This is a genomic window from Microbulbifer maximicatervae (SeqCode), from assembly GCF_056232625.1.
In genome coordinates, this window is the sequence record NZ_CP174324.1 from 4,306,172 (window position 1) to 4,331,262 (window position 25,091).

The window sequence follows — 25,091 nt, forward strand, 5'->3', positions numbered from 1 at the left end:
TTTTTGCGTCCAAACTACCCATTAAAGGAGTATTAAGGATAGATATTTCAAATTTCTATGACTAAGTGGACTGACTTTTCCCCAGGCGTTTACGCAGGATTCTCGAATTGCGCTGAATGTTGTACAGGGACTTTCGCGCGGTAGGCAGCTCACTGATACCGACTTGTTCAAAGCCCTGTTCGATAAACCAGTGCTCTGTCTGGGTGGTGAGGACGTAGAGCTCATCAACCTGGACTGTTTGCGCCTGCCTCTCAAGGTGGCGCATCAGCTTGGCTCCACGCCCGCCACCGCGAAATTCTGGGTGGCTGGCAAGGCAGGCAACTTCGGCTGCTGTGGTAGTGCCCCTATCATCCTTAATGGGATACAGAGCAGCACAGGCAACTGGAGTACCATCCACTTCCACAAGCGTGAAGTGTTCAATTTCTGCCTCGAGCTTCTCACGGGAGCGCCGTACCAAAACGCCATCTTTCTCTAACGGACGAATCAGTCCAAGAATGCCGCCCACATCGGTAATTCGCGCTCTGCGCACAACTTCGTAGCTGTCCCGGTAAATCATGGTGCCGGCGCCTTCACGGCGGAATAGCTCCTGAATTAAGGCGCCGTTTTTACAAAAGCTAAGTAGATGTGTACGGGCGATCCCTGCATTACAGGCTCGAATGGCGCAGCGCAAGGTTGCGCTTTGCACCTTGGGTGAAACTTGCTCTGCCTGCAAAATACTCAATTCGTGTACCGGATTTCCGTCCACTTGAAGTTGCTCAGGTTCGCGGAATAGCACTAGTTTCTCGGCGCGCAATACTCTGGAAGCCTCAGCGGCCAGGTCCAGGTAATTGATATTGAAAAGCTCCCCGGTTAGGGATGTGCCCAGGGGAGAAAGGAGTACCAGGGAACCCTGATCTAGGTTTTGCTCCAGAGTGTTGGTGTCCATGCGTCGCACGGTGCCGGTCCAGCCCAGGTCCACGCCATCTAGCACGCCACTGGGACGGGCGGTAACAAAATTGCCTGAGACCACCTTGAGGGCCGAACGCGCCATCGGTGAGTCTGGCAGTCCTTGGGAAAAAGCAGCTTCAATATCGAAGCGCAGTTTACCCACGACGGACTTAACAATCTCCAATGTCTCTCGATTGGTAATACGCTGGTTCTCGTGAAACCGATTTTCTATGCCGCGCTCATCCAGGGCTCGATTAATTTGTTCCCGCGCGCCGTGCACAACAACCAGGCGAACCCCAAGGCTGGCAAGCAGCGCCATATCGTGTACTAGATTGCGGAAATTGGCGTGCTCTAAAGCATCGCCGGGGATACCAATTACTAAAGTGCGACCGCGCAGGTCGTTGATGTAAGGTGCCGCGTGGCGAAACCAGTTCAGGGAGGCGTTATCGTCGCTCACTAATTCTTACCGTGTGCAAGTCTTGTGGTGTTAAAGCCCCGGAGGCTGTCGCAGGCAGATTAAAGGCAAAAGCGGCCAATCAAGTCGCGCAGAATGTTGACCATAGGGTTGATTCGATCCAGGGCGAGAAATTCATCCGGCTGATGAGCTTGGTCAATATCGCCGGGGCCGAGCACGATAGTGTCAATATTCAAACTCTTCAAGTAGGGTGCTTCAGTACCAAAGGCAACACTTTCAGCGGGATGGCCACAAAGTTGTTCTGCAACTTTTACTAACTCTGAATGGGCATCCTGTTCAAAGGGCGCAGTGCCGGGGAATAAAGAGGCCACTTCCACCTGAATTTTATTGTCTTGTGGAATGGTAAGGATACGTTTGTTTAGTTCTTCCCGTAGGTCAGTAAGTTGCATTCCTGGCAACGGGCGAATATCAAACTGGAGTTCTGTATGGCCGCAGATCCGATTGGGATTGTCACCCCCATGGATACATCCTAAGTTCATCGTGGGTACTGGAACGGCAAATCCGGGATTATTGTATTTTTGCTGCCACTCTTTTCGCAGTGTTAACAGTTCACCGATAACTTTATGCATGGCCTCAAGAGCGTTGGCTCCCAAGCTTGGATCCGATGAGTGGCCGGATTGCCCGGTAATACGCACTGCTTCCATCATAACCCCCTTGTGCATACGTATCGGGCGAAGCCCGGTGGGCTCACCAATTACCGCGTAGCGCGCTTGGGGTTTGCCAGCCTGCACCAGGGCGCGGGCACCACTCATACTTGTTTCTTCATCGGCTGTTGCCAAAACAATCAATGGTTTTTGTAGAGGCTTGTCGAGAAAAGTCTGCACAGCCTCAATAACCAGAGGGAAAAAGCCCTTCATATCACTGGTGCCAAGACCGTATAAGCGGTTGTCGCGCTCTAAAACCTTAAAGGGGTCCGATTGCCAGCGCCCCGCATCAAAGGGGACTGTATCAGTATGTCCGGATAGAACGAGCCCGCCTTTATCACCACTTTTACCGCCGAGAGTAGCAATCATATTGGCTTTGTTGGGAGAGCCCTTTAAAGGCATTATCTCTACATTGAAACCAAGTCCTTCCAACCATTCACCCAGTAGCTCAACCACCGGGCGGTTACCCATATCCAGGGAAGGATCGGTTGCACTGACACTGGGGCAGGCAATCAGTTGATGTAATTGGGTCTTCAGGTCAGGTACTGCGATACTCGCCATGGTGACTTTCCCTACTCTTGTTGCGCCATTCATTCAAGATAACAGCGGCTCCGATCAGTCCTCCCCCAAGGGCGAGACGGGTTAGATCGGCATCCCGATTCCAGATTAACAGATTTACCAACAAGCCAACGGGAATCAGTGCATTATTCATTGCGGCCAGGGTACCAGTAGAGACCTGCGTAGCACCCTTGTTCCACAAAAAATATCCCAGACCTGATGCCACCAATCCCAACCAGAGTAAAACACTCCACTGCTGTGAGCCCTGTGGGTACTGCGGTTTCCCAAGCAGGAGCCAGGCAATAACAGTGATCAAGCTGGCGCCTACAAAAAACCAAGCGAAGGTTTGTCTTGGGAGGGGGCCTTGCTCTCTGGACATCAGGCGCTTGTATGCCACCTGCCCCACGGCAAAACATAGGTTGGCACCCTGGACGACTGCAAACCCAATCCAAAAGTCGTTACTGGGGGAGCCCCAGCGAATAGTGGCTGCTCCCAATACGGCTGTGGCTGCGATAGTGAGGTTCCAGACAGAAAAGTGCCTGTTAAGGTAGTCCTCAAGGGCGGTGATATACAGGGGAGTGAAAATAGTAAATAGAAGTACTTCGGGGACACTGAGCAATAAGAATGACTGGTAGTAAAACAAGTACATCAGCCCCAGTTGTACAGCACCGATCACAATTAAACGTATCGCGGTACGGGGAGGGCAACCCTTCCATTTCAGCATGGGTAGAAATACCGCTGTGGCAAGGAGCACCCGTGTCATTGCGGAAAAATAGCTATCCACCTGTCCGGCCAGGTAGGCGCCTATCAAACTGAAGGAAAAGGCCCACAGAAGAGTGACAAACAACAGTAATGGCATCAGGGTGAATTCGCAGGCATAGATTGGTCGGCGGGCTCGGCCCAGTTTATTTCCCTAAATATTAATGCCAGAGGAGCGAAATAGATATCGACAGGAAGCCTTACTAAAGTGGTGGATATGAGAGGCATAAAAAAGGGGGCTTTAGCCCCCTTTGCTGATCTGCTCTGTGTGCTGCTTCGGTTTTAGCCGAACAAGCCTTTGAAGAAGTAGAAGAACAGGATCGCAATACCTGCACCCGCTGGCAGGGTGACCACCCAAGATGCGGCGATAGTGGTGATCATACGCAGGTTCAGGGCACCAATACCTCGCGCCAGGCCAACACCTAATACCGCACCCACCAGAGTATGGGTCGTGGAAATGGGTAGACCAGTACCGGAGGCCAGTACTACGGTGGAGGCGGCACCCAGCTCGGCAGCGAAGCCACGGCTCGGGGTCAGCTCGGTGATTTTCTTACCGATAGTGGCCATTACCTTAAAGCCGTATGTCGCCAGGCCCACCACGATACCGATACCGCCGAGCAGCAATATCCAGGAAGGCATAGTGGATTTAACGGTGATAGCGCCGCTCTGGATAGTGTTAACTACGGCAGCCAGGGGGCCAACGGCGTTGGCAACATCGTTGGAGCCGTGAGCGAAGGCCATGGCACAGGCGGTGAAGACCATCAGGATCGCAAATACGCGCTCGACGTTGGCGAAACGGTTTTCAGCTTCAGCTGCCGGGTCGCGCTGGACACGCTTGAGCATGGTGACCCCGATACCGGCGACAGCAAGGCCCACCAGGGCGGCGATACCGGCATCCTGGATAAAGCTGAGCTGGATATTGGCATCTTTAAGAACGTGCTTGAGGCCCTTGGTAAGGGTCACCATGGCAATCATCCAGCCCACTGCAAACATGTAGAAGGGGATGTAGCGCTTGGCATTGTTGAAGGGGTCTTCCGTGTCTAGGATCAGGCGCTGGACACTGCGGAATAACAGGAAAGACAGGGTGCCCGCGAGAACCGGGGAGACCACCCAGCTAGCCACGATGCTGCCCACTTTACCCCAGGCCACTGCATCTGGGGATATACCTACCGCAGAGAAGCCGACAATGGCGCCGACAATAGAGTGGGTGGTGGATACCGGCCAGCCGAGAATACTGGCTACCAGCAGCCAGGTGCCCGCCGCCAGCAGTGCCGAAAGCATACCGTATACCAACAGCTGCGGTTGGGCGGCGAAGACTTCAGAATCGATAATGCCTTTGCGGATGGTTGCGGTAACCTCTCCGCCTGCCAAATAGGCGCCGGCAAACTCAAAGATCATGGCGATAACAATCGCCTGCTTGATAGTCAGTGCACGGGAACCTACGGAGGTACCCATGGCGTTGGCTACGTCGTTGGCACCGACGCCCCAGGCCATAAAGAAGCCTGCTACACAGGCCAAAATCAATAATATATGGCCGTATTGACTAATAATTTCCACGCCAAACCCCCTAACGTGCTAACAACAACTGCAATCGGTTGCCCACGCTGTGGGCGCGATCGGCGAGTTCACCGATCCATTCAATAACCCGGTAGAGGAACATAACGTCCACCGGAGGTAAGTCTTTCTCAATAGCAAACAACGACGCGCGAATTTCGACTTCAAGCTTGTCTGACTTGCGCTCCAGTTCATCCAGCTCTTCGGTCATGCGTTTGGCGATATCCACCTCGCGCCCGGCAAAGCCGCTTTCCAGCAACTCGTCCAGTTCGTTGATCGCGCGCAGTGCCTGTGCAGAGGTGGCGACAGCGCTCTCCACAAAGGTGGTCATCAAGGATTGGAGAGGTGCGGGAATCTGCATCTTCCTGCCTACAGCCAGACCAGCAATATCCTGGGCAGTGTTGGCTACCTCATCCTGGGCATGCAGCAATTCCAGCAAGTCGGTCCTGGACACTGGCATAAACAGGCTGTCCGGCAGATGCAGGCGCAGGTCTCTCTTGATATCGTCAGCGCGATTCTCCGAGGCGGAGATGCGCAGTTGGATCTGTTCTGCCTCTTTGAGGTCACCTTTGATCAGTGCTTCAAAGAAGGGGATCAGGTCAGCCGATGCCTCGTGGGCCGTAGCCATATGCTTCTCGATTGGCTTAATCGGAGAGCGGCCAAATAAGTTGGCAATATTCGACAGGGCCATGGTTAGCTCCATTGCTCAGAATGCGAAAACGGCGGCATGGTACCCCAATCGGGGCAACTTCGTAACAGTGCGTTAACAGCGCACTTTCACAGCTTGATGATAGGGCTACAATGCAACGTCGCCATATGAGAATAAAGGGGTTGCCAATGGCAGAGAGCAGAGTTGCAGACCGCATACTTGAACTGCGCGGATTACTGGAAGATTTGGTGGGGCAGGGCTTTATTAGCCGAGAGGATGCCAACCGCATTGTCGGGACTCCGCGGACAGCAGAACAGGCCCAGATGCACCCGCTCAGCTATATCGCCAGTTGTGACCTGGCCAACCGCAAGCAACCGGGTAGTCTGCTCAATAGCGAATCCCTCAGTGCCTGGTTAGCGGAGAGCTCTTCCCACCCCTTGTATCATATTGATCCTCTGAAGGTTAATGTGAACGCTGTCACCGAGGTGATGAGCTTTCAATTTGCCAAGCGACACCAAATTCTCTGTGTCGAGGCGAGTACGGAAGAGCTTCTGGTGGCAACAGCTCAACCGTTTACCCATGGCTGGGAAGAGCAGCTGGAACATACCACCGGCCGCAGGGTCCGCCGTGTGGTAGCTGATCCGGCCGATATCAAACGACACTGCGTCGAGTTTTACTCCCTTTCCAATTCAATCTCTGGTGCAAGCGGCCTTCAGGGAACCTCAGCGGCAAATAATTTTGAACAGTTGCTGGAGTTGGGCGCCTTAAAGGACCCTGAAGCTAACGATCAACACATCGTCAATATCGTCGATTGGTTGTTGCAGCACGCCTTTGACCAGCGCGCCAGTGATATCCATATTGAACCACGCCGGGAAGTGGGACGTATTCGCTTTCGTATCGATGGCGTATTGCACCCGATTCATGAGCTTCCAGACCAGGTAAATGCTGCGGTTACCAGTCGCCTGAAAATCCTCGGGCGCATGAATGTGGCGGAGAAACGCAAACCTCAGGATGGCCGTATCAAGACAAAAAGGCCAGATGGCAGCGAAGTGGAGTTGCGCCTCTCCACACTTCCCACAGCCTTTGGCGAGAAGTTGGTAATGCGGATCTTCGATCCAGAGGTTCTCGCGCGATCTTATTCCGACCTGGGACTGGGTGGTGATGACTTGGCTCGCTGGCAGGCGATGCTGTCACGGCCCAATGGTATCGTACTGGTCACCGGTCCTACCGGTTCGGGAAAAACCACCACTTTGTATACAGGCCTCAAGCAGCTGGCGACTAGTGCGGTGAATGTCTCTACCGTTGAAGACCCTATCGAAATGGTGGAAGAGAGCTTTAACCAAACCCAGGTTCACCATGCTATTGGCTTTGATTTTGCTGCAGGTATCAGAACCCTGATGCGCCAGGATCCAGACATTATCATGGTGGGCGAGATTCGCGACTTGGAAACTGCTCAGATGGCGGTACAAGCGGCACTGACAGGCCACCTGGTTATCTCAACCCTACATACCAATGACGCTCCAACAGCGGTTACCCGCTTATTGGACCTGGGCTTGCCGCATTATTTATTGAAGTCCACCATTCTCGGGGTGATGGCCCAGCGCTTGGTACGGACACTATGTCCCAGTTGCAAGCAGGAGGACAAAATTGAAGAGGCCGATTGGCAGTCTCTGGTGAAACCCTGGAGGGCGCCGTTGCCGGACAAAGTCTACCGGCCGGAAGGTTGCCTGGAGTGTCGTAATACGGGCTATCGTGGGCGTCAGGGAATTTATGAAATCCTGCCATTTAGCGAGTCGGTACAAGCTATTGTTACCTCCGATTGTGATCTACAGCAACTGCGGCGCCAGGCGATGCGCGAAGGTATGAATAGTCTGAGGCTTTCCGGTGCGAAAAAAGTAGCGGCGGGTTTGACCACTGTGGCAGAGGTATTGAGGGTGGCCCCACCGCCGGATATCGCTTTCTAGCTTGGGTGGCCTCTCTGAGATAACTGTTTGAAGATGTAGAGGCCAGTGAAGTGACCTTATAGGAGGGCTTGCTCGGCCACTCATCATTATCCGATACCACCGCTAGCTATCGGAATGCCGATAGCTAGACAGAATTGCCCGCTGATATTCGCACCAAGGATCGACCCTCATGTTTGACAACATTCAGTGCCCAAAACCCATCCGCGCTCAACTTCAGTCACTTTGGCATGACTGGTGTGAACTGGCGGAGGCCGCGCTTGTTGTTGAGGTGGAGAGCTTGCTGGCAGAGCCATTGCTTGCGCAAGGAGTAGCTCGGAGCTTAATTGGTTCAGAATTTTTTTATCAACAGTGCTGTCGCCGCCCAGAGCTTTTACGGGATTTGTTACTTAAACAAGACCTTGGACTCTTCCTCCCGACCATAGAAAGTGATGAGGAGTTAGATCTTCAATTGCGCTTATTGCGTAACCGGGCAACAGCTGAGGTCATATTTCGCGATTTTGCCGGACAGTGGGATATTCCCCAGGCATGTCTGCGCCTCAGTGAATTGGCAGAGCTATCTATTCGCACGGCGATGCAATGGCACCATGAAAAGCTAGTGGATCGCTATGGGGAGCCTCGTAGTAGAGCCGGCGATAGTCAGTCGATGGTGGTGTTGGGGATGGGCAAATTGGGAGCCCGGGAGCTCAATCTCTCATCGGATATCGATCTGATTTTTGCTTACCCAGAGCCTGGTTATACCGATGGCGAAAAGAGTGTAGAAAATCAGCAGTTTTTCCAAAAACTCGGCCAGCGCTTGATTAAATCGTTGGATGGAATCAATGCGGATGGTTTTGTTTTTCGTGTAGATATGCGTTTGCGTCCCTATGGTGACAGTGGTCCCCTGGTAAGCCATTTCGCTGCTCTGGAGGACTATTACCAAACTCAAGGGCGTGAATGGGAGCGCTACGCCATGGTCAAAGCTCGCCCTGTTGCTGGCAGGGAGGCGATTGCTGAAGAGCTGATGGAGTTGCTGCGCCCATTTACTTATCGCCGCTATATCGATTTCAGTGCTATTGATGCTTTGCGTGAAATGAAAGCCCTGATACAGCGGCAAGTGCGCGCTCGTGGTTTAACGGACAATATCAAACTTGGACGGGGCGGCATACGCGAGTTGGAATTTATTGCCCAGGCATTCCAGTTAATTCGCGGAGGACGCGAACCCGCGCTGCGCGAGCGCAGTTTGCTCAAATTACTACCGCTTTTGGAAAGTGATGGCCATGTTGAACCGGGTGTGGCCAGTGAATTGACCAGTTGTTATTTGCTGCTGCGGAGAGTTGAACACGCTCTTCAGGCATACCGGGATCAACAAACACAGGCGCTCCCAGCGGAGAAGGAAGAAAGGGAAAAATTGGCATTTGCCCTGGGCCGTGACAACTGGGAGCAACTGGAGAGTGAGCTGGTGGATGTTCGTTCCTTAGTTGAACGGGAGTTCGATACAGTGATCGCTCCACCGGAGGAAATGGCTGCCCCCAGTGTGGCTGAGGAGTGGCAGGGGCTCTGGGCAAGTTGCGGCGACGAATCTGCAAATGAAGAGAATTTGCAGATTTTGGAAAGTGCAGGGTTTCTTCCTCCACCGCAGGCACTCGAGCACTTAAAGGAGCTGTGCCAGTCAACAATGGTTGCGGCACTACCTGCTTCTTCCCGTGCGCGCCTGGACCAATTTATGCCTACGCTACTGGCCGCAGCAGGGTTACAGGCTGATCCCTTGTTAGTGCTAACCCGTGTTTTACCTTTAGTGCGCTCAGTACTGCGTCGCAGTGCCTATCTCGTCCTGATTAATGAAAATCCCCCCGTGCTCAACCAGCTGGTGCGCCTCTGTAGTGCCAGTCCGTGGATTGCTGAGCAACTGGCACGCCATCCAATTCTGCTGGATGAACTGCTGGATTCGCGTAGGTTGTTGGCACCCTCTACGGCGGCAGATATTGCCAATGAGTTGCGTCTCGAATTGTTGCGGATTGATCCCGAAGATCTGGAATTGCAAATGGAGGCGCTGCGATATTTTAAACAGAGTCAAAGCCTGCGCATTGCGGCACAAGAAGTGAATGGTGCCCTGCCTTTGATGAAAGTCAGTGATTCCCTTACCTGGTTGGCAGAGGCGATATTGCAGCAGTCATTGCAACTCGCCTGGGCACAGATGGTGGATAAATACGGTGTGCCTGCGGGGGCCTCGGCAGAGGACATGCACTTTGCCATTATCGCCTATGGAAAGCTGGGGGGATTGGAGCTTGGCCACGGTTCTGACTTGGATGTTGTTTTTGTGCACGATGCGGATGCGATGCAGGTTACCGACGGTAAAACCAGTATTGATAACCTGAGTTTTTTTACCCGACTAGCACAGCGACTTATCCACATATTGCAAACCCGTACACTCAGCGGGCCTCTTTATGAGGTAGACACAAGACTGCGCCCCTCGGGTAATTCAGGACTCTTGGTGACTTCATTGGCTGCCTTTGAAAAATACCAGAGAGAGAGTGCCTGGACTTGGGAGCATCAGGCGCTGGTGAGAGCTCGACCTGTCGCCGGTAGTCTCCGCCTGAGTGAGTCGTTTCAACAGTTGCGCACGAAATTGCTTTGCCAGTCGCGAAAGAGCGATAAATTGCGTGATGAGGTGGTGGAAATGCGCAATAAAATGCGTGCGCACCTCGATAAGAGCAACGATAAAAAGTTTGATCTAAAGCACGGTGAGGGCGGTATTGTCGATATTGAATTTATGGTTCAATATGCTGCTCTGGCCTGGGCAAAAACTTCGCCCTCGATCGTGCGGTATACCGATAATATTCGCATTCTCGAAAGTCTAATTGATGCAGGCCTGATGCCGGCCCAACAAGCCGGACATCTGATCGACGCCTACAAAGCCTACCGATCTGAAGGTCATCGCCTGGCACTACAACAACTGCCAGGGATTGTGAGCGATGACCAATTCACAGCGGAAAGAAAGACCGTTCAAACAAACTGGCAGCAATTGCTCGGTTAATACCGGGTTTCTACCTGCTGCCCGATTAAACTGTTTTTCAGGATTTGTAGGAGTTACCCATGTCTTTTGCCGACCGCGACGGCGTTATCTGGTTTGATGGTGAATTGGTTCCCTGGCGCGATGCCCGGGTGCATGTCCTCACTCATACCCTGCACTATGGAATGGGGGTGTTTGAAGGCGTACGGGCTTATGAAACCGGTAACGGCACCAGTATCTTTCGTTTGCAAGAGCACACCCGTCGGTTGTTTCGCTCTGCAAAAATAATGAATATCCCAATGCCCTATAGCACTGATGAGCTGAATGAAGCTCAGCGGCTTGTGGTGCGCGAAAATAACCTGCGCCAAGCGTATCTAAGGCCAATGGTATTTTACGGGTCAGAGGGAATGGGGTTGCGCGCGGAAAATCTTTCAACCCATGTGATCGTCGCTTCCTGGGAGTGGCCCAGCTATATGAGCCCCGAGGCGCTGGAGCAGGGGATTAAGGTGAATACCTCCTCATACACCCGACACCATGTGAATATCAGCATGTGTAAGGCGAAAGCCAATGGTAACTATATAAACTCGATGTTGGCGTTACAGGAGGCGGTGCGCAATGGGTGCGAGGAGGCGTTATTACTGGACCCCGAGGGTTATGTTGCTGAGGGTAGTGGAGAAAATGTCTTCATTGTTCGCGATGGGACTATATATACCCCGGAGCTGACTTCGTGCCTGGATGGAATTACCCGCGATACAGTTATTGAGCTGGCGCGGGAGTGCGGCTATAGGGTACTAGAGAAGCGTATCACTCGGGACGAAGTCTATATCGCTGACGAAGCGTTTTTTACTGGCACAGCGGCGGAAGTATTGCCCATTAGTGAATTGGATGGGCGTTCTATCGGCAGTGGTCGTCGCGGCCCTATTACCGGGCGTTTGCAAAACCTTTATTTTGATGTGGTACATGGGCGTAGTGCCGCACATCGGGGCTGGCTCAGTGATGTGGCGGGCCAGGCGGAAGTAAAGATGCGCATAGCATGACTTAAAACAAAAACCCGGCAGATGCCGGGTTTTTATTTTAAGTAAGGTTTACTTAGTAAGAGCTGGTGGTGTCCGGGTGCCCTACGCAGTAATAATCAAAGCCTGCCTCGCGCATTTTCTCTGGTTTGGGCTAATTCCGCTCGTCAACTATAACCGGCATCTTGGAAGGCCTCTATTTTGGGATCGCACAGCGTTAGGTTATCGTGCTTGCCTAACGTTGACACTTTTTTATGGCCTCAGGGTTATTGCGTGGACTTTCGAACCTTGCTCTGACAGATACTATGGCATTGTTGATAGTGAATTTATTATGCTCAATGTGTTTAGCGAAGGTTCCGCTGGGAAGGGGCATAATGATAAAAATCAGTTCACTGCGTTCTACGCCGTAGGCGGCACCGGCTGAAAAAGGCTGGCTGCCAGTGGTGGTACCGTTTTCTTTATAGCCCTCAGTCTGGGCTATAAAAGGGAATAACACCTTGTTCAGGCGTTTGATTCTGTTCGAAGCAACTCCTTTATTGCCAGCTTCATCAAAGGCTATTGCTTGCACCAGGCGCACTTGGCTGGTGCAAAACACGGATTTCGTTCCTTAGCGTTCACTGTTTTGAAGTGTGGCTCTCTTGGAAAGTTTTACATTGCCTCGAGCCCAAGCTTTCAAGGCTGCTTCGCGCCAGCAGAATTGCCAGGGGAACCCAATAAAAAAACCAAATATAACTGGGCTTGACTAGAGGTTGTTGGGCGTAGGTCAGCATTGCCAATACACCAAACAGGAACCAGGTGAAGTACAAGCCGGGAATCCAACTCAGAAGTCTCTCTTTGGATCTAACTACCCACAGAGTAGCAAGCCCCTGCCAGGCACAGGCTGTCAGTCCCAGTATCCCGCTAAAGCGTGCTACATCTAGAAGAAAGTTGTGTGGATGGGGCACCATCCTGTTTAGCTCAATAAACTTCTTGTGCACTAACCCCTGGCCAAATAGCGGGGATTGCAGGAACTCTTCAAAGGTTTTTTGCCAAAGTGTCAGGCGAATGGAGTAAGCGCTTCCCCTGTGTAGAAGAGGCAGATCACCATACAACGTAAAATAGGCTAGGGGCAGCACGCAAACTATGGCAACAACAATGAGTATCTTCAGCAGTCGTGAAAGGTTGCCGAATATAACCAAAAAGATTGAGAAGCCCGCCATAACAATCGGGACTTTGGTTTGCGACAAGACTATATAGATACAGGAGGTGAGTAAACCTGCTCCTGATAGCCAGCGCCAAATACGGGGTTTTTGGTAGAGACCGTAGCAGCAAAAAAGGGCGTGGAAGCCAAATAGCATTCCGGTTTTATCAATATTGCCCTCTAGAGATATACCCCCAATCCGTCGCAGATCTTGTAAGCCTCCATCAAGATAATAAGTAACTAACGAGGCTATACCAGATAGCAGTCCAATCACAATAAGCGCGAGCAGTAACTGATGCAGTAGAGAGTCGCCATATTGCTCGAGTAGGAAATAAGTAGCGCAATAAAACAGGGCGAGATATAGCACTAATTTCCAATAGTAATCAGACTCTCTGTAAACGTCAGCAGTATCTGGAGACGCCCATAGTGCTGATAGCGCCAGAATGATTGGTAGGCTGCAAAAGGTTATGAATTGCCAAGAGAGCAGAAAACGATAATTTTTTCGCCACGCCAGCAGTAGAATGGCCGCGGGTAATATGCTCAGGTAGAAACTGGTCTGAACCCCGGAAACTTTAGGGAAAACATAGTAGCCACATACCAGTAGAAACACCCCCAAATAAGCCAATCTATGCAGACCTGAAATCCACAAGGAGCTTTGTTGGCGGTAAACAGGCTGGGATAGTGTGTTTAGAGTACTTCCAAGTTCAGACATAGTGGCAAACTGTTGTCCATGGGCGATCAAATTTTGCTTTTCGGTGATCTGGCTGCTTCGATGAATCTCTTAGAAGTGCGGATTTGATGGGGCACCTCCTAGAATATGCAGCAAGAATATGTCTGGCAGTATACTGGATGTTATAGGGCTCCCATAGCTTCGTCGCGGTAGCCCAGCGTACACTATCTGGTCTTTTTTGGCGTTTAGTAGTTCAGGGTTCTACATTGCAACTAATTGTTTGGCGTTTTTTAGATGGTAACCGGGCCCATGAAAAGCAGAGTGCCGCTCTGATTGAAGGGTTGCGCAGGAGCTATGCCGGCAAGGTGCAGGCTTTTGATATACCGTCGGAGTACACGGCTGGCCGGATTGTCTTTAGGTCGGAAGAAATACTAAAAAGGCTTCCAGCTCCCGATTTTTTGATTGGCACAGGCCGCCGTAGTCGCCTTCCTTTATTGTTTGCCCGCCACCGGTTCGGTGGTCGTACGGTGGCTATCAATCGGCCTTTGCTGCCTTACTGTTGGTTTGATTTTGCCATTGTTCCTGAGCACGATCGCCCCCCGCCCCTACCTAATGTCATTGTAAGTCAGGGCGCGCTGACTGAGCCGCTACAGAGTCGTGCGCTGGAGCCCGGAAAGGGACTTATTTTATTGGGGGGGCCCAGTAAACATTACAGTTGGGATTCGAGCTCCATTCGCAATCAGGTAGATAAGTTGTTAGCTCAACCCTTGAGTTGGTGTATTTCCGATAGCCGGAGAACCCCGAAAGGCACTATGGTGGAGCTGGGGAAAAGTGGTGCAGAGCTGGTTGACTGGCGCTCTTGCCCGATGGGTTGGCTCCAGGAACAGTTGTCACAAGCTGAGAGAATCTGGGTCACTGAGGACAGTATCTCTATGTTATTTGAGTCACTACAAAGTTGTGCCCAGGTCGGTGTAATTCGAGTCCCGAGTCGCGGCAAGTCAAACAAAGTGCGTTCAGCAGTTTTACGACTTTTGGATCAAGGGTTGATCAGTGAAGAGCTCGAAGGGTTGAATACAAGAATACAGCGTGAACCCTTGGACCAATATTTGCTGTGCGCTAAAGCATTGCTGCGCCGGTCGGGATTGCCAAGTCGTTAGCGCTTGAGTCCCTCTGCCTCAAATTTTCGCCAGGGGGTTTCTTTATCGGAGATCTCCCACTCGACTCTCAGCCACATACGCTCGATCCGGCGATGGATATAGCGTTTCGCGAAGTAGCTGGAAACTTTTGGCAAAGGCAGAAAAGAGGCACAGCCCAGCCCATCAATCAGGTAGGTTTGCAATTCCCCCTGTTCTTTTCGTAGAACCAGGTTGTGGGCAATTAGGTTTTTGGTGAGTACTTCGTATTCGAGCAGCCACTCGGAAAGGCGCTGTAAAGAGGCACGTACCTCAGCATTGAGGCCATATTTGTTTAGGTATTGGCGCAGAGTGGGTGCTGGATTCCCATCACCGTCAAGAATCATATCAGTGACAGCTGCGGGGCCTAAGTTGGTTTCCTGTATTCCATACCACCTTGGTAAGTGTTGCCAGAGCCCATCGCGACAACTGGCAATAGCTCGCTGGCTATAGCCCTCCTGTTCACGGAGGTTGTCATCGAAATAGGATTCACCTCGCCAAGTTTTATACCAGGGGGCTCGCCCCAATAGCTCCGCTGTTCGACCGGGGCGCATCACTTTGACACAAATTTCAGGCTGCTCCGGATGTCGGTAGCAAAAGCGATTGCCCCCACTGGCAAACGGCTCGCTTTGGCTTAAATCAATCACTCGGGTTCGCTCCGGTACGCTCTGTGAGTAGGCTTTTATAGATTTCAATGGTGTGTTCGGCCTGTCTTCCCAAAGTGAAATCGGTAGATAGGTGAGGCTTCTGTTCAGGGCCGTCGAGCAGCTCTTGAGTACGCACGAATAAAGCTTTTGAATCATTGATATCAACTAGCCCTTGAGGGAAACAGGCATTAAGCGACTCTGCCGGGCCCCCAATGTTATAACCGATAATAGGTGTGCCAATCGCAGCGGACTCTATAACGGTTCTACCAAATGGCTCGGGTCGACGTGATAGGTTATACACCAAACTGGACGCACTATACCAGTGGCGTATATCACTACGATGACCAACCAGGGTAAGGTGGTTCTCAAGCTTCATTGAGTGAATTTTTTGCTCCAATTCGTCGGCGTAGTGCTGCTTATTCTTCTCCGCTCCGCCGAGAATGATGCCGTGGACATCAGAGCGGTTTTGGACTAGCTGATGAATTAGATCGATAAAGTCTTCTTGTCCCTTCCAGCGGGTCAGTCTGCCGGGTAAGAGGAGCCAGCGCTTGCCGGCAAGCTGGGGGAAATCCTGGTGTACTTTTTGGTACCAGGACTCCGATGGCTGGACATCGGGATTGAACTCATCTGTATCTACACCCCGGTATACGATCTGTGGGGGGCGCTTAAGATCGTTTGCATAGTTCTCTAGTAAGTAGCTATTCACACACTCTGATATTGCGATTACCTGTTCGGTTTTCGCCATAATCGCACTATATCGATTTATCGAGTAAAGGCCATGAGCCGTACTGACGAGACGAGGGCGTTCAGCGGGGTCAAGGTTTCGCCAGGCAAGATAGGCTAGCCAAGCCGGAACCCTGGAACGCACATGGATGATGTCGGGCTTCTCACGAGAGATAACTTCTCGAAGTGGTCTGACCTGTAACAGGCTGAAGAGAGACTTTTTGTGGATTGGAAGTTCAATATGGGCTGAGCCTTCAGCTTTCAGCTGCTCGACCATGCTCCCCCCACTGGAAACGACGATTGACTGATGACCGCCTGCTACCAAGTAGCGGGCAAGATCAACGGTCCCCCTCTCAACCCCCCCAGAGTTCAGGGCGGGTAAAAGTTGCATAATTTTCATGGGGAGATATACCAAGACTTATGAGATTGATTTTTTGAATTAATTTGACTAATGGGTTGTGTTTCAGCGGGGAGGGTTAGGCGCGAGTATATGATATAGAGCATGGATGCCCTGATAAAGCGTTTGGCAAAAGTGGTATTATAGACAGGTCATTCTTAAGGGTATAGGCTGATTCTTTTTTAACCCAGCTCACGAAGCTTATATCCGATTTGTCCTTGGTCGTAATCTGGAGTTTACATTGCACCCTTTGTTAGTGATCTGTATTTGTACTTATCAGCGACCAGAGCGGCTTCGTAGTTCTCTGCAAAGCTTGGCCAAGCTTCAGTTACCTTCAGGCTTAAATGTGGCTGCATTGGTTGTCGATAACGATGCGGATACTCAGGCTGGTGGGGAAGTTGTGGAGGAGTTGTCGGGAAGCTTTCCCTTCCCTCTCAATTGCACTGTAGAAGAGCGTCGGGGAATCCCCTGTGCACGCAATCGCTGTATCGATGAACTGGATAATATGGGAGCTGACTACCTGGTTTTCATTGATGATGATGAGTGGGTAGAGCCCGATTGGTTAATCCAGCTATATGATTACTCACAAAAGCTGGGGGGTAGTAGCGTGGTTTGTGGCAGTGTTGTTCGGCGTTGGCCGGATTCTGTGCCTGCCTATTACTCACGTATTTTTTATCGACAGAAACGAAAGACTGGAGAACAGCTCAACTACTGTGCGACCAGCAATGTACTAATACCGATGAGCAATATTCGCTCGCTAGGCCTGAGGTTTAATGAGCAGGACCCTCTAGGTGCCGGTACAGATGTGATTTTTTTCACAGAGTTTAAGGCCAAGGGCGGAAAGATTGTTTACTGCCTGGAGGCGAGGGTTTACGAGGCTGTACCGGAGAGTCGCGCCAATATGCGTTGGTTGTCGCGTAGAAAGTTCTCCGCTGGTATCACTCTGGCAAAGCATAAACTTGCCAAAGGTCGCGGTCATACCAGTATCTTTGTATCGGCTCTGGGGCAACTGTTAATCTCCAGCATAGGCTGTATTTTAGGATTGATTTTCGGTGGAAAGCGCTTGGGTTCTGGGCCTTGGCTCCGCGCCTGCCGCTCAGCCGGCATGGCTTGTGGTGTTTTTGGGGTGCGCTCTGAGTTTTACCGGGTGGTCGATCACTAATGGCCTGAGGCCTTCCTTACGGGGGTGTTTTACCTGGAAGAGATAACCGTCATTATTGCACTTTCTTTGGTGGCAATATTGATCTTTAGGTGATCCCTGCTTCATGCAAATATTTTATTCCTGGCTCTTCCGCCTTTTTTTACCTGTTGTCCTTTTGCGTCTCTGGTGGAGGGGGCGTAGCCAGCCAGCCTATCGGCTTCGTCTGAGGGAACGGCTGGGTCAGGTTCCGAAAAGGCACAGCCGGGCACCGTTAATCTGGGTCCACTCTGTGTCTGTGGGGGAGACCCTAGCCGCCGTGCCAGTTATCTCTAAATTGGCTGCGCGACATACAAACTGGCAGTGGCTGGTAACGACTACAACTCCAACCGGGTCTGAGCGGGTGAGGGAAGCCCTGCAGCCAATTCTTGGTGGCCGTTTACTTCACTATTACCTTCCCTATGATCTCCCTGAATGCCTGGTGCCATTTCTCAATGCGCTTAGCCCGAGTGCATTGGTGATTATAGAGACTGAGCTTTGGCCCAACCTACTCAAGCTCTGCTCGAGCAGGAAGATCCCAATTTTATTGGCCAATGCACGGCTCAGTGAAAAATCTGCACGAGGTTACGGGCGTTTTCCCTCTTTGAGTCGAACAATGTTAAACAACCTGGATCGTGTTGTTGCGCAATACCCCGCGGATATGCAGCGGTTTATCGATCTGGGATTACCAGAGGAAAAAGCAGTAGCCAACGGAAATATCAAGTTTGACCTCAGTATCGATATGGGACTGGCCAGTGAAGCCCAGGCGCTGGCTCACCAGTGGCGGGGTGAGTCATCCAGGCCTATATGGCTGGCGGCTAGTACCCATGTGGGGGAAGATGAGGTGATCTTGGATGCCTTCTCTATTTTGAAGAAAGAAATAAAAGATTTATTACTCGTGTTGGTGCCCAGGCATCCCCAGCGTTTTGATGGTGTTGCCCGCCTGTGTCGGGAGCGTGGCTTTGCCCTGGTTCGAAGGAGTGAAGGCACAGTCATTAAAGCAAGTGATGAGGTTATTCTGGGAGACACAATGGGGGAGTTACTGCGTTTCTATGGAGCCAGTGATATTGCTTTTGTAGGAGGTAGCTTGGTTTCTGTTGGTGGCCACAACATGATTGAACCCGCTGCCTGGGGTGTGCCAGTTATTTCCGGTCCCCACCTGCATAACTTCGCCACTGTATCCAGTTTGTTGCAGGAGGCTGGAGCCATGGTTGTAGTCGAAGACAGTGAATCGATGGCTTCACAAGTTCAGGCTTGGCTGGAAGATGTGGGGCAAAGAAAAGCCGCCGGTCAGAGAGCGAAAAAAGTAGCTTCAGAAAATAGTGGTGCTTTGCAGCGCTTACTGAGCGAAGTGGAGCGGCTGGCTACACAGAGTGAAGACCAGAGAGAGAATAAAAATCCTGCTCTCTGGTAGATGCGTATACGCAGTTACTTCGAAGGTGCTGGAAGGCTGGTACCGCCAGTTTCCTCTACGCGAGAGACATTATTTGCAGGATTCAGCATCATATCCAGATCTTGAAGGTCTTTAGGGGATAAGAGTCCTGCAGCTTGCTTTAAGCTCAGTGAATTTAGAATGTAGTCGTACAGCGAGTTGGCGTAGTCAGTTTGTGAATCGAACAGGGTCCGCTGAGCCAGGAGCACATCTACAATATTTCGGGTGCCTACTTCGTATCCTGCCTGAGTGGCATCCAATGCACTCTTGGCAGAAACGACGGCTTGCTCTCGGGCCGCTACTCTCGATACATCGGTGACAACAGCGCGGTGGAGGGTGCGTGTGGTTTGTATGGTATCTCTCTCTGCAAGAACACTGAGGTCCTGGGCCTGGAAGGCTTGGTTTCTAGCCTGGCGACGGTTGGCACTGAGGAGGCCACCAGTAAAGATGGGTACGTTTACAGTCACCCCCGCACTTGTTCCCCATTGGTCAATATCTTGCGGGTAACGCAAAAATTGGCTGCCCGTTATGTCGCTGAATCGATTTTTCTCGTTACCATCTTGAGTGAGTTTATTATAAGAAAGCGCGCCAGTGACAGTGGGTAGGTGTTCACTGGCTTCTGCCCGAGCGTTATAGCGGGCGGCATCGGCGCCAAGTCGTGCAGCTTTAAGGACAAAGTTGTTGACGAGGGCAAACTCAACCCAATCGGCGCGATCTGAAGGCACCGGCGGAGCTACTTGGAAGTCATCTACCAGAGGAGCTACTTGATCATGGTAGCCTCCCGTCAATACTGATAGAGCATCAAAGTTACTGAGGAGGTTGTCTTGAGCTGTTAAACGCCGGGCAACGGAACTGTCATAGGCAGCCTGGGAGTCGTAGACATCAGTAATTGCTGTTAGGCCGACTTCGAAGCGCTGTTGTGTCTGTTCCAGCTGTTTAGCCAGGGCTTGTTCTTCGGCAGCAGCTGCCTCGAGGACGTCATAAGCACGTAATACGTCAAAGTAGGCGGTGGCGACACGAATCATCATTTCTTGCTGGTTAGCACTGAACTCTGCTGTCGCCTGCTCTGTTAATCTCTTGCCCTGTTGATAATCAAACCAGGCAGGGGCATCAAAAATGGCCTGGGTCAGGCTGGCACTATAGGTTCTTTCTTGTAAGGAATTGCTAGTTTGGCTCCTAAAGTCCACTAGTTGGACATCACTATCGTCGCCATTTTCACTCAAATCAAGTAACTGAGCAGAATTTCGGCTCCTATCAGAGTGAGTTCTAGCAGCTTCGAAAGTAGCATTCACCTGAGGAAGTAATAGTGCCCGGGCCTGGTATTTAGTTTCGATACCTGCATGGTAAGCGGCGCGATCAGCTGCTAATTGGGGGTCATTCTCCAGGGCCTGTGTATAGATATCCCACAGGGTGTCGGCTTGCGCCTGCATGGCGCCCAGGCCCAGCAGCGTAGCGGCGATTAGTTTTTTCAGCGGACGCAACTTGCGGCCTTGCGGCTCTGTGCGGTTACTTCTTTTCATCTGTTTCGACTTCCTGTGGAGGGTACGGTCTTCAAGCTTTTGCAAGTTATTTGGAGCTGGTGTCATGTAGTGGGGATATAGAGGGCTCCAGCTTGCGGTTATTACTAATATTGCCAGTCTCCCCAATAGCAGTCGCGAGAGTTTACCCGGGGTCAAACCGACCGTCGAGACGGCAATCGGCTTTTTGCTATATCTTCGTTAAACCGACACCTATGTGCGTTTATCGGTAATTTCTTGGCAATAACTAGGGCCCATTGAATAAGGTTGAGGGCCTATATTTCAATAGACGCGCCTCATAAGCATTTGGATGCGGCAAAAATTGTGCAGAATAAGGCAAGGACTGACTGTCCATGAATGAGGAGCGCAACGCAGTGCTGACCGATTGGCAGAGGGTCTGTCACGAATGCGATCTACTTTTAACCGGCGGCTTGGCGCCTCCGGGACAAAAACTAATTTGCCCACGATGTCGCTGTACTTTGCATCGCAATGGCAATCATAGTATTTACTACACTCTGGCTCTCAGTCTAACCGGCCTATTACTGTTTATTCCCTCTGTTAGCTTGCCGTTGCTCGACTTTTCCCTGTTCTCATTTGGTGCAGAAAGTACCTTGCTTAATGGCGTTTACTCTCTTTTCAAGGCAGGGTTCATTTGGCTCTCGGCGCTGGTGCTTTTCTGTAGCGTTTTGGCTCCGGTAGGTAAATTTGCCCTGTTGTTGTTTATTTGTTGGGGCAGTGCTTGGGCCTGGCTTGACCGGCCGGTGTCCAATGCTGTTCGTTTTTACCAGCACTTGAAAGAGTGGGGCATGCTCGATGTCTATATGCTCGGAATTTTGGTAGCCCTGATTAAATTACGGGATTTGGGCAAGATGGAGGTAGAACCGGGGCTGTACTGTTTTGGTGCCATGATGCTACTGGCAAATCTCTCTTCCCTGAGTTTTGACCAAACAGCAATTTGGCACCGCTTAGCACAGCGTCGTGCGCTTAAGGAATAAGCTTGTGAATAGCGTACCAAATAAAGGTTTAAAAAAAGGCTTAACCAGCTGCCTGTGCTGTCATCAATTAATTATTCTTCCCCAAAATGGTCGTTGCCGATGTCCGCGCTGTGGAGCGAGAGTACATAGCAGAATCGAAGGAAGCTTGATGTTAACTTGGGCTCTAACGATTACTGGCACTTTATTGCTTTTACCTGCCAATGTGTTACCGATAATGACAGTAGTTTATTTAGGTGCCGGTGATCCCAGCACCATCATTAGCGGGGTCATGCAACTCTATAACTCGGGAATGTGGGGAATAGCTTTAATTGTCTTTGTTGCCAGTATTGCAGTTCCTGTGATGAAGCTACTGGGATTGGGATTGCTCCTGATCCAAATTCAGTTGCGCCTGTCCTTCGACCCCATTCAGTCCATGAAAATATATCGAGTAGTTTCCGGCATCGGGCGCTGGTCACTCTTAGACTTATTTATGATTTCAATTCTGGTGTCGCTAGTGGATATGGGATTTATTTCCCAGGTAACTGCTGGAGCTGGTGCGACAGCTTTTGCCTCTGTGGTAGTGGTAACCATGTTGGCGGCACGAACTTTCGATTCCCGTTTAATTTGGGATGCCTATGACGGAGATTTATATGAGTCTGCAGTAGAGCCAGAAACGGCTCATAGGAGCGCTGCAGAAAATGGCTGATGAGCTGCCCCCGCAGGATACGAGTGATGCGTCTCGCTTGGATGGAGGCGCTCAGCGGGGAGTAGTGCGCGCAAGCAGGGGGTTACCCCTAGTGTGGATTTTACCTTTGATCGCGGGGCTGATTGCTCTCTGGTTGCTCTATCAGGATTTGTCAGAGGGAGACGTTAAAGCCACTATTTTATTTCATTCTGGCGACGGCCTGGTAAAAGGAAAAACGGTGGTCAAATATTCCGGGGTCGATATTGGTATGGTCCAGGATGTACGCCTTGTACCTAATGCGAAAGAGCTGAATGGAGCCGATGGCGTTCTGGCCGAAGTTAGTTTAAATCGCAGTGCAGAATATTTATTGGTAGAGGGCACTGAGTTTTGGGTAGTAAAACCCGAGTTATCTATTACCGGTATTAGCGGTTTGGAAACTCTACTTTCAGGCAATTACATTGCCGTTGAATCAGGTAGTGGAAAGCGTAAGCGCAACTTTGTTGCCCTGGATCAGCCTCCTGCATTTATCCGTGGGGATGGTTTGCGTGTTGTTTTGCAGTCCCGTCGTTTGGGCTCTTTAAGTCGAGGATCGCCAGTATATTATCGTCAGCTGCGAGTCGGTCAGGTAGCGGATTACCGTTTGGATCGAAACGGAACTGAAGTCAGTATCGAATTATTCATTCGACGGGAATATGCCTATCTGGTTCATCGGGGCAGCCGCTTTTGGAATAGTTCAGGGATCTCTATCGAAGGCGGTATTAGCGGTATCAGTGTCAATTTAGAATCCCTGGCAGCACTTTTTGCCGGAGGCGTAAGTTTTTATACCCCGGAAAATCAACGTCAGTCTCCGCTCGCTGTAAATGGTAGTGAGTTTGAGTTATATAAAAATTTTGCCGCAGCAGATGCGGGAATTCCAGTGACATTAAATTTCGATCAGGGGGTGAATGTTACTCCGGATTCTACAAAGGTTTACTACCAGGGCATCCAGGTAGGGGAAGTCAGTGGGACCAAGGCAAACCGCCGTTTGAATGGTATGGAAGTCAAAGTTCTGATGGATCCGACAACGGATGAATTGCTCACCGAAAATACCCGTTTTTGGCTAGCCCCTCCGAGCTTCGATTTTACTGGCGGACTAAACGATTTAATCCAAGGTAATCGCATAGAAGTAGATTTGCGCAAAGGACAGCGCTCCCAGCGCAATTTCACTGCGCGAACCTCTGCGCCACCGATGGACCCCCGTGTGCCGGGGCTGCATTTACGCCTCACTTCACGCAATCCCGGGTCTTTGCAGCGGGGCGCACCGGTTTATTTTCGCCGTATAGAGGTAGGAAAAGTGCAGGGAATGGAATTGCGTAGGGATGGCGAGGGAGTAGAAGTATATGTGGTGATAGAGCCCCGTTATGCCCACTTTGTGCAGGAAGGAGTTCGGTTCTGGAATGTGAGCGGGTTGCGGGCTACAGCAAGCTTGACCGAGGGGGTGGAAGTGGAGGCGGATTCGCTGATGTCACTTCTGCGCGGCGGTATCGCCTTTGGTATACGCCGGGAAGACCTTGGAAAAGGCGGGCAGGCAAAAAATGGAGACCAGTTCCCTCTTTTCAGCAGTCGGGAAGCGGCTATGGAGGGGGGAATACAAATTCAAGTCAGCCTTGTCAGTGCCGAGGGGCTGAGAGTTGGAGCACCGTTGCGCTACCGCGGGGTACAAGTTGGAGAGATTACTCGCCTGAGACTCGATCGCTCTTTGGGCGAGGTGTGGGCCAGGGCCAAGCTTTATCACCGTGGAGAGCAGTTTGCTCGGGAGGGTACTCGTATATGGGTGGTTTCCCCGCAAATTAGCATCGATAAGATCGCCCATTTGGATACCCTGATTACAGGGCGGTACCTGGCGCTTGAGCCCGGCTTAGGTGATCCTCAGACAAAGTTTTACGCTTTGGAACAGGCACCGGAAGAGGATCTTGCAGAAACTTTTACCCGCCCTGGACTGGGAATTATCCTGGATGCTGCGAGGCGAGGATCTCTGGTAGCAGGGAGTCCGGTTTATTATCGCCAGGTAAAAGTGGGAGAGGTTACAGGTTTTTCCTTGGGGGAGTATGCTGATCGAGTGTATATCTATGTTCATATCGAACCCCAATACCAGCCCCTGGTGCGAGAGCACACGGTGTTTTGGAATGCCAGTGGCGTCGATGTGAATTTCGGTCTGAAAAGTGGGCTTAATATCAACACGGAATCGGCTCAGGCCCTGTTGCAGGGGGGGATCGCATTTGCCACGCCAGAAGCCCCTTTTATGGGATTTGAAGTGGAGTCGGGCAGCCATTTCCCTCTTTACCCGAAAGCTGAACCCAAGTGGTATACCTGGAGTCCTAAGATAGAACTTTACGGCACGGTCGAACCAGTAAAATAAGTACGGAAATGTAGGAGTTTTTATGCGCTATTTATTAACAGGCTTGCTGAGTATCTTGGTATTGGCGGGTTGCCAGGAGATACAGGTTGAAAAAGCCGCTACCGGGGAGCCACCGGTTGCCTTTGCCACGTATAAATGGGGGGTAGCGCCGTTGAGTGGCTCAGAAGATGCCTCTGCCCAGCTGGTGGAGTTGGATGAAGAAATGCGCGATACCGTTGCCGCAGAGTTACAGCAACGAGGGTATCGCCAAGTCTCCCAGGACCAGGATGCGGATATGGTGGTGGATTACCAGGTTGCGGTAGTCGATGAGTTTTTCTCCGGTGACACCCGGGATCCCAGCTGGGACAAGCAGTTTGATAGCAATGCGCCACAGGATGTGGTGGAACTACCGCCCCTGACAGATGCCCCCTTGGTGATTATGAGTGTGGGTATTGGGCGCCCGGGCGGGGCGGTGATTTGGGGGGGGAGAGCCAGTGAATTGTTAACACGCCCCGATAGTATTGAGCAGCGTCAACGACTGATCGCCAATGGGGTTAGCGCTCTTTTACGGGATTTGCCTCCGGCTTATCAATAAGCACGATTTGGCA

Annotated in this window: 20 protein-coding genes; 10 read left to right on the forward strand and 10 right to left on the reverse strand. The window is 51.3% G+C overall.

From position 1 onward, the window contains the following. Positions 1–61: 61 nt before the first annotated feature. The 5 genes from argA to ACJJI6_RS18960 form a co-directional block, all read right to left on the reverse strand. Positions 62–1,384: an amino-acid N-acetyltransferase gene (argA, locus tag ACJJI6_RS18940; protein WP_475711682.1), complete on the reverse strand. Its 1,323-nt coding sequence runs from the start codon at positions 1,382–1,384 to the stop codon at positions 62–64. Positions 1,385–1,443: 59 nt separating this feature from the next. Further along, positions 1,444–2,607 carry an acetylornithine deacetylase gene (gene argE / locus ACJJI6_RS18945; protein ID WP_444918401.1) on the reverse strand — a complete coding sequence of 388 codons (1,164 nt, stop codon included), beginning with the start codon at positions 2,605–2,607 and terminating at the stop codon, positions 1,444–1,446. Next, the gene (locus ACJJI6_RS18950; RefSeq protein WP_475711683.1) at positions 2,585–3,463 is read right to left on the reverse strand and encodes a carboxylate/amino acid/amine transporter; all 879 of its coding nucleotides are present in this window, start codon (positions 3,461–3,463) and stop codon (positions 2,585–2,587) included. Before ACJJI6_RS18950 ends, argE begins: the two co-directional genes overlap by 23 nt. Before the next feature lie 182 nt (positions 3,464–3,645). Continuing rightward, complete coding sequence (locus ACJJI6_RS18955) at positions 3,646–4,920, reverse strand: inorganic phosphate transporter (RefSeq protein ID WP_282930993.1); 1,275 nt, start codon at positions 4,918–4,920, stop codon at positions 3,646–3,648. A 10-nt stretch (positions 4,921–4,930) separates the two neighbouring features. Continuing rightward, entirely contained in the window at positions 4,931–5,608 is a 678-nt protein-coding gene (locus ACJJI6_RS18960; protein WP_413663563.1) for a TIGR00153 family protein, read from the reverse strand. Positions 5,609–5,754: 146 nt separating this feature from the next. Here ACJJI6_RS18960 and tfpB point away from each other — a divergent pair, with 146 nt between their 5' ends. The 3 genes from tfpB to ACJJI6_RS18975 all read left to right on the forward strand — a co-directional run bounded on the left by tfpB (position 5,755) and on the right by ACJJI6_RS18975 (position 11,556). Continuing rightward, positions 5,755–7,530, forward strand: a complete 1,776-nt coding sequence (gene tfpB / locus ACJJI6_RS18965; RefSeq protein ID WP_475711685.1) for a type IV pilus assembly ATPase TfpB — start codon at positions 5,755–5,757, stop codon at positions 7,528–7,530. 169 nt (positions 7,531–7,699) lie between these two features. Next, on the forward strand, positions 7,700–10,543 hold the full coding sequence (gene glnE / locus ACJJI6_RS18970) for a bifunctional [glutamate--ammonia ligase]-adenylyl-L-tyrosine phosphorylase/[glutamate--ammonia-ligase] adenylyltransferase (RefSeq protein ID WP_475711687.1): 2,844 nt from the start codon (positions 7,700–7,702) through the stop codon (positions 10,541–10,543). A gap of 59 nt (positions 10,544–10,602) precedes the next feature. Next, a complete protein-coding gene (locus ACJJI6_RS18975; protein WP_444895899.1) occupies positions 10,603–11,556 on the forward strand; it encodes a branched-chain amino acid transaminase in 954 nt (317 codons plus the stop codon). A 211-nt stretch (positions 11,557–11,767) separates the two neighbouring features. Here the strand turns inward: ACJJI6_RS18975 and ACJJI6_RS18980 are convergent, their stop codons facing one another. After that, positions 11,768–12,100, reverse strand: coding sequence for a hypothetical protein (locus ACJJI6_RS18980; RefSeq protein WP_475711688.1), 333 nt, complete (start codon positions 12,098–12,100; stop codon positions 11,768–11,770). A gap of 46 nt (positions 12,101–12,146) precedes the next feature. Next, the gene (locus tag ACJJI6_RS18985; RefSeq protein ID WP_475711690.1) at positions 12,147–13,424 is read right to left on the reverse strand and encodes an O-antigen ligase family protein; all 1,278 of its coding nucleotides are present in this window, start codon (positions 13,422–13,424) and stop codon (positions 12,147–12,149) included. A 224-nt stretch (positions 13,425–13,648) separates the two neighbouring features. Between ACJJI6_RS18985 and ACJJI6_RS18990 the strand changes: the two genes are divergently transcribed. Continuing rightward, complete coding sequence (locus tag ACJJI6_RS18990) at positions 13,649–14,539, forward strand: ELM1/GtrOC1 family putative glycosyltransferase (RefSeq protein WP_475711691.1); 891 nt, start codon at positions 13,649–13,651, stop codon at positions 14,537–14,539. Here the strand turns inward: ACJJI6_RS18990 and ACJJI6_RS18995 are convergent. Both ACJJI6_RS18995 and ACJJI6_RS19000 read right to left on the reverse strand, forming a co-directional pair. Continuing rightward, positions 14,536–15,201, reverse strand: a complete 666-nt coding sequence (locus tag ACJJI6_RS18995; protein WP_475711693.1) for a YrbL family protein — start codon at positions 15,199–15,201, stop codon at positions 14,536–14,538. The genes ACJJI6_RS18990 and ACJJI6_RS18995 overlap by 4 nt on opposite strands. Further along, positions 15,194–16,324 (reverse strand): glycosyltransferase family 4 protein, encoded by a 1,131-nt coding sequence (locus tag ACJJI6_RS19000; RefSeq protein ID WP_475711694.1) that lies wholly within the window; start codon positions 16,322–16,324, stop codon positions 15,194–15,196. Before ACJJI6_RS19000 ends, ACJJI6_RS18995 begins: the two co-directional genes overlap by 8 nt. Before the next feature lie 238 nt (positions 16,325–16,562). Between ACJJI6_RS19000 and ACJJI6_RS19005 the strand changes: the two genes are divergently transcribed. Then, the gene (locus ACJJI6_RS19005; protein WP_475711696.1) at positions 16,563–17,483 is read left to right on the forward strand and encodes a glycosyltransferase family 2 protein; all 921 of its coding nucleotides are present in this window, start codon (positions 16,563–16,565) and stop codon (positions 17,481–17,483) included. A gap of 103 nt (positions 17,484–17,586) precedes the next feature. Next, positions 17,587–18,912, forward strand: a complete 1,326-nt coding sequence (waaA, locus tag ACJJI6_RS19010) for a lipid IV(A) 3-deoxy-D-manno-octulosonic acid transferase (protein WP_475711698.1) — start codon at positions 17,587–17,589, stop codon at positions 18,910–18,912. Positions 18,913–18,926: 14 nt separating this feature from the next. Here waaA and ACJJI6_RS19015 read toward each other — a convergent pair whose 3' ends face one another. Beyond that, on the reverse strand, positions 18,927–20,450 hold the full coding sequence (locus tag ACJJI6_RS19015) for a TolC family outer membrane protein (protein ID WP_475711700.1): 1,524 nt from the start codon (positions 20,448–20,450) through the stop codon (positions 18,927–18,929). A gap of 350 nt (positions 20,451–20,800) precedes the next feature. Between ACJJI6_RS19015 and ACJJI6_RS19020 the strand changes: the two genes are divergently transcribed. The 4 genes from ACJJI6_RS19020 (at position 20,801) to ACJJI6_RS19035 (ending at position 25,078) form a co-directional block, all read left to right on the forward strand. Next, on the forward strand, positions 20,801–21,442 hold the full coding sequence (locus tag ACJJI6_RS19020) for a paraquat-inducible protein A (RefSeq protein WP_475711702.1): 642 nt from the start codon (positions 20,801–20,803) through the stop codon (positions 21,440–21,442). A 148-nt stretch (positions 21,443–21,590) separates the two neighbouring features. Continuing rightward, positions 21,591–22,127 carry a paraquat-inducible protein A gene (locus ACJJI6_RS19025; RefSeq protein WP_413663550.1) on the forward strand — a complete coding sequence of 179 codons (537 nt, stop codon included), beginning with the start codon at positions 21,591–21,593 and terminating at the stop codon, positions 22,125–22,127. Then, positions 22,120–24,504 carry a PqiB family protein gene (locus ACJJI6_RS19030; protein ID WP_444918388.1) on the forward strand — a complete coding sequence of 795 codons (2,385 nt, stop codon included), beginning with the start codon at positions 22,120–22,122 and terminating at the stop codon, positions 24,502–24,504. The genes ACJJI6_RS19025 and ACJJI6_RS19030 overlap by 8 nt, the downstream gene beginning before the upstream one ends. Before the next feature lie 22 nt (positions 24,505–24,526). Continuing rightward, positions 24,527–25,078, forward strand: coding sequence for a DUF4136 domain-containing protein (locus ACJJI6_RS19035; RefSeq protein WP_413663548.1), 552 nt, complete (start codon positions 24,527–24,529; stop codon positions 25,076–25,078). Positions 25,079–25,091: the final 13 nt, after the last annotated feature.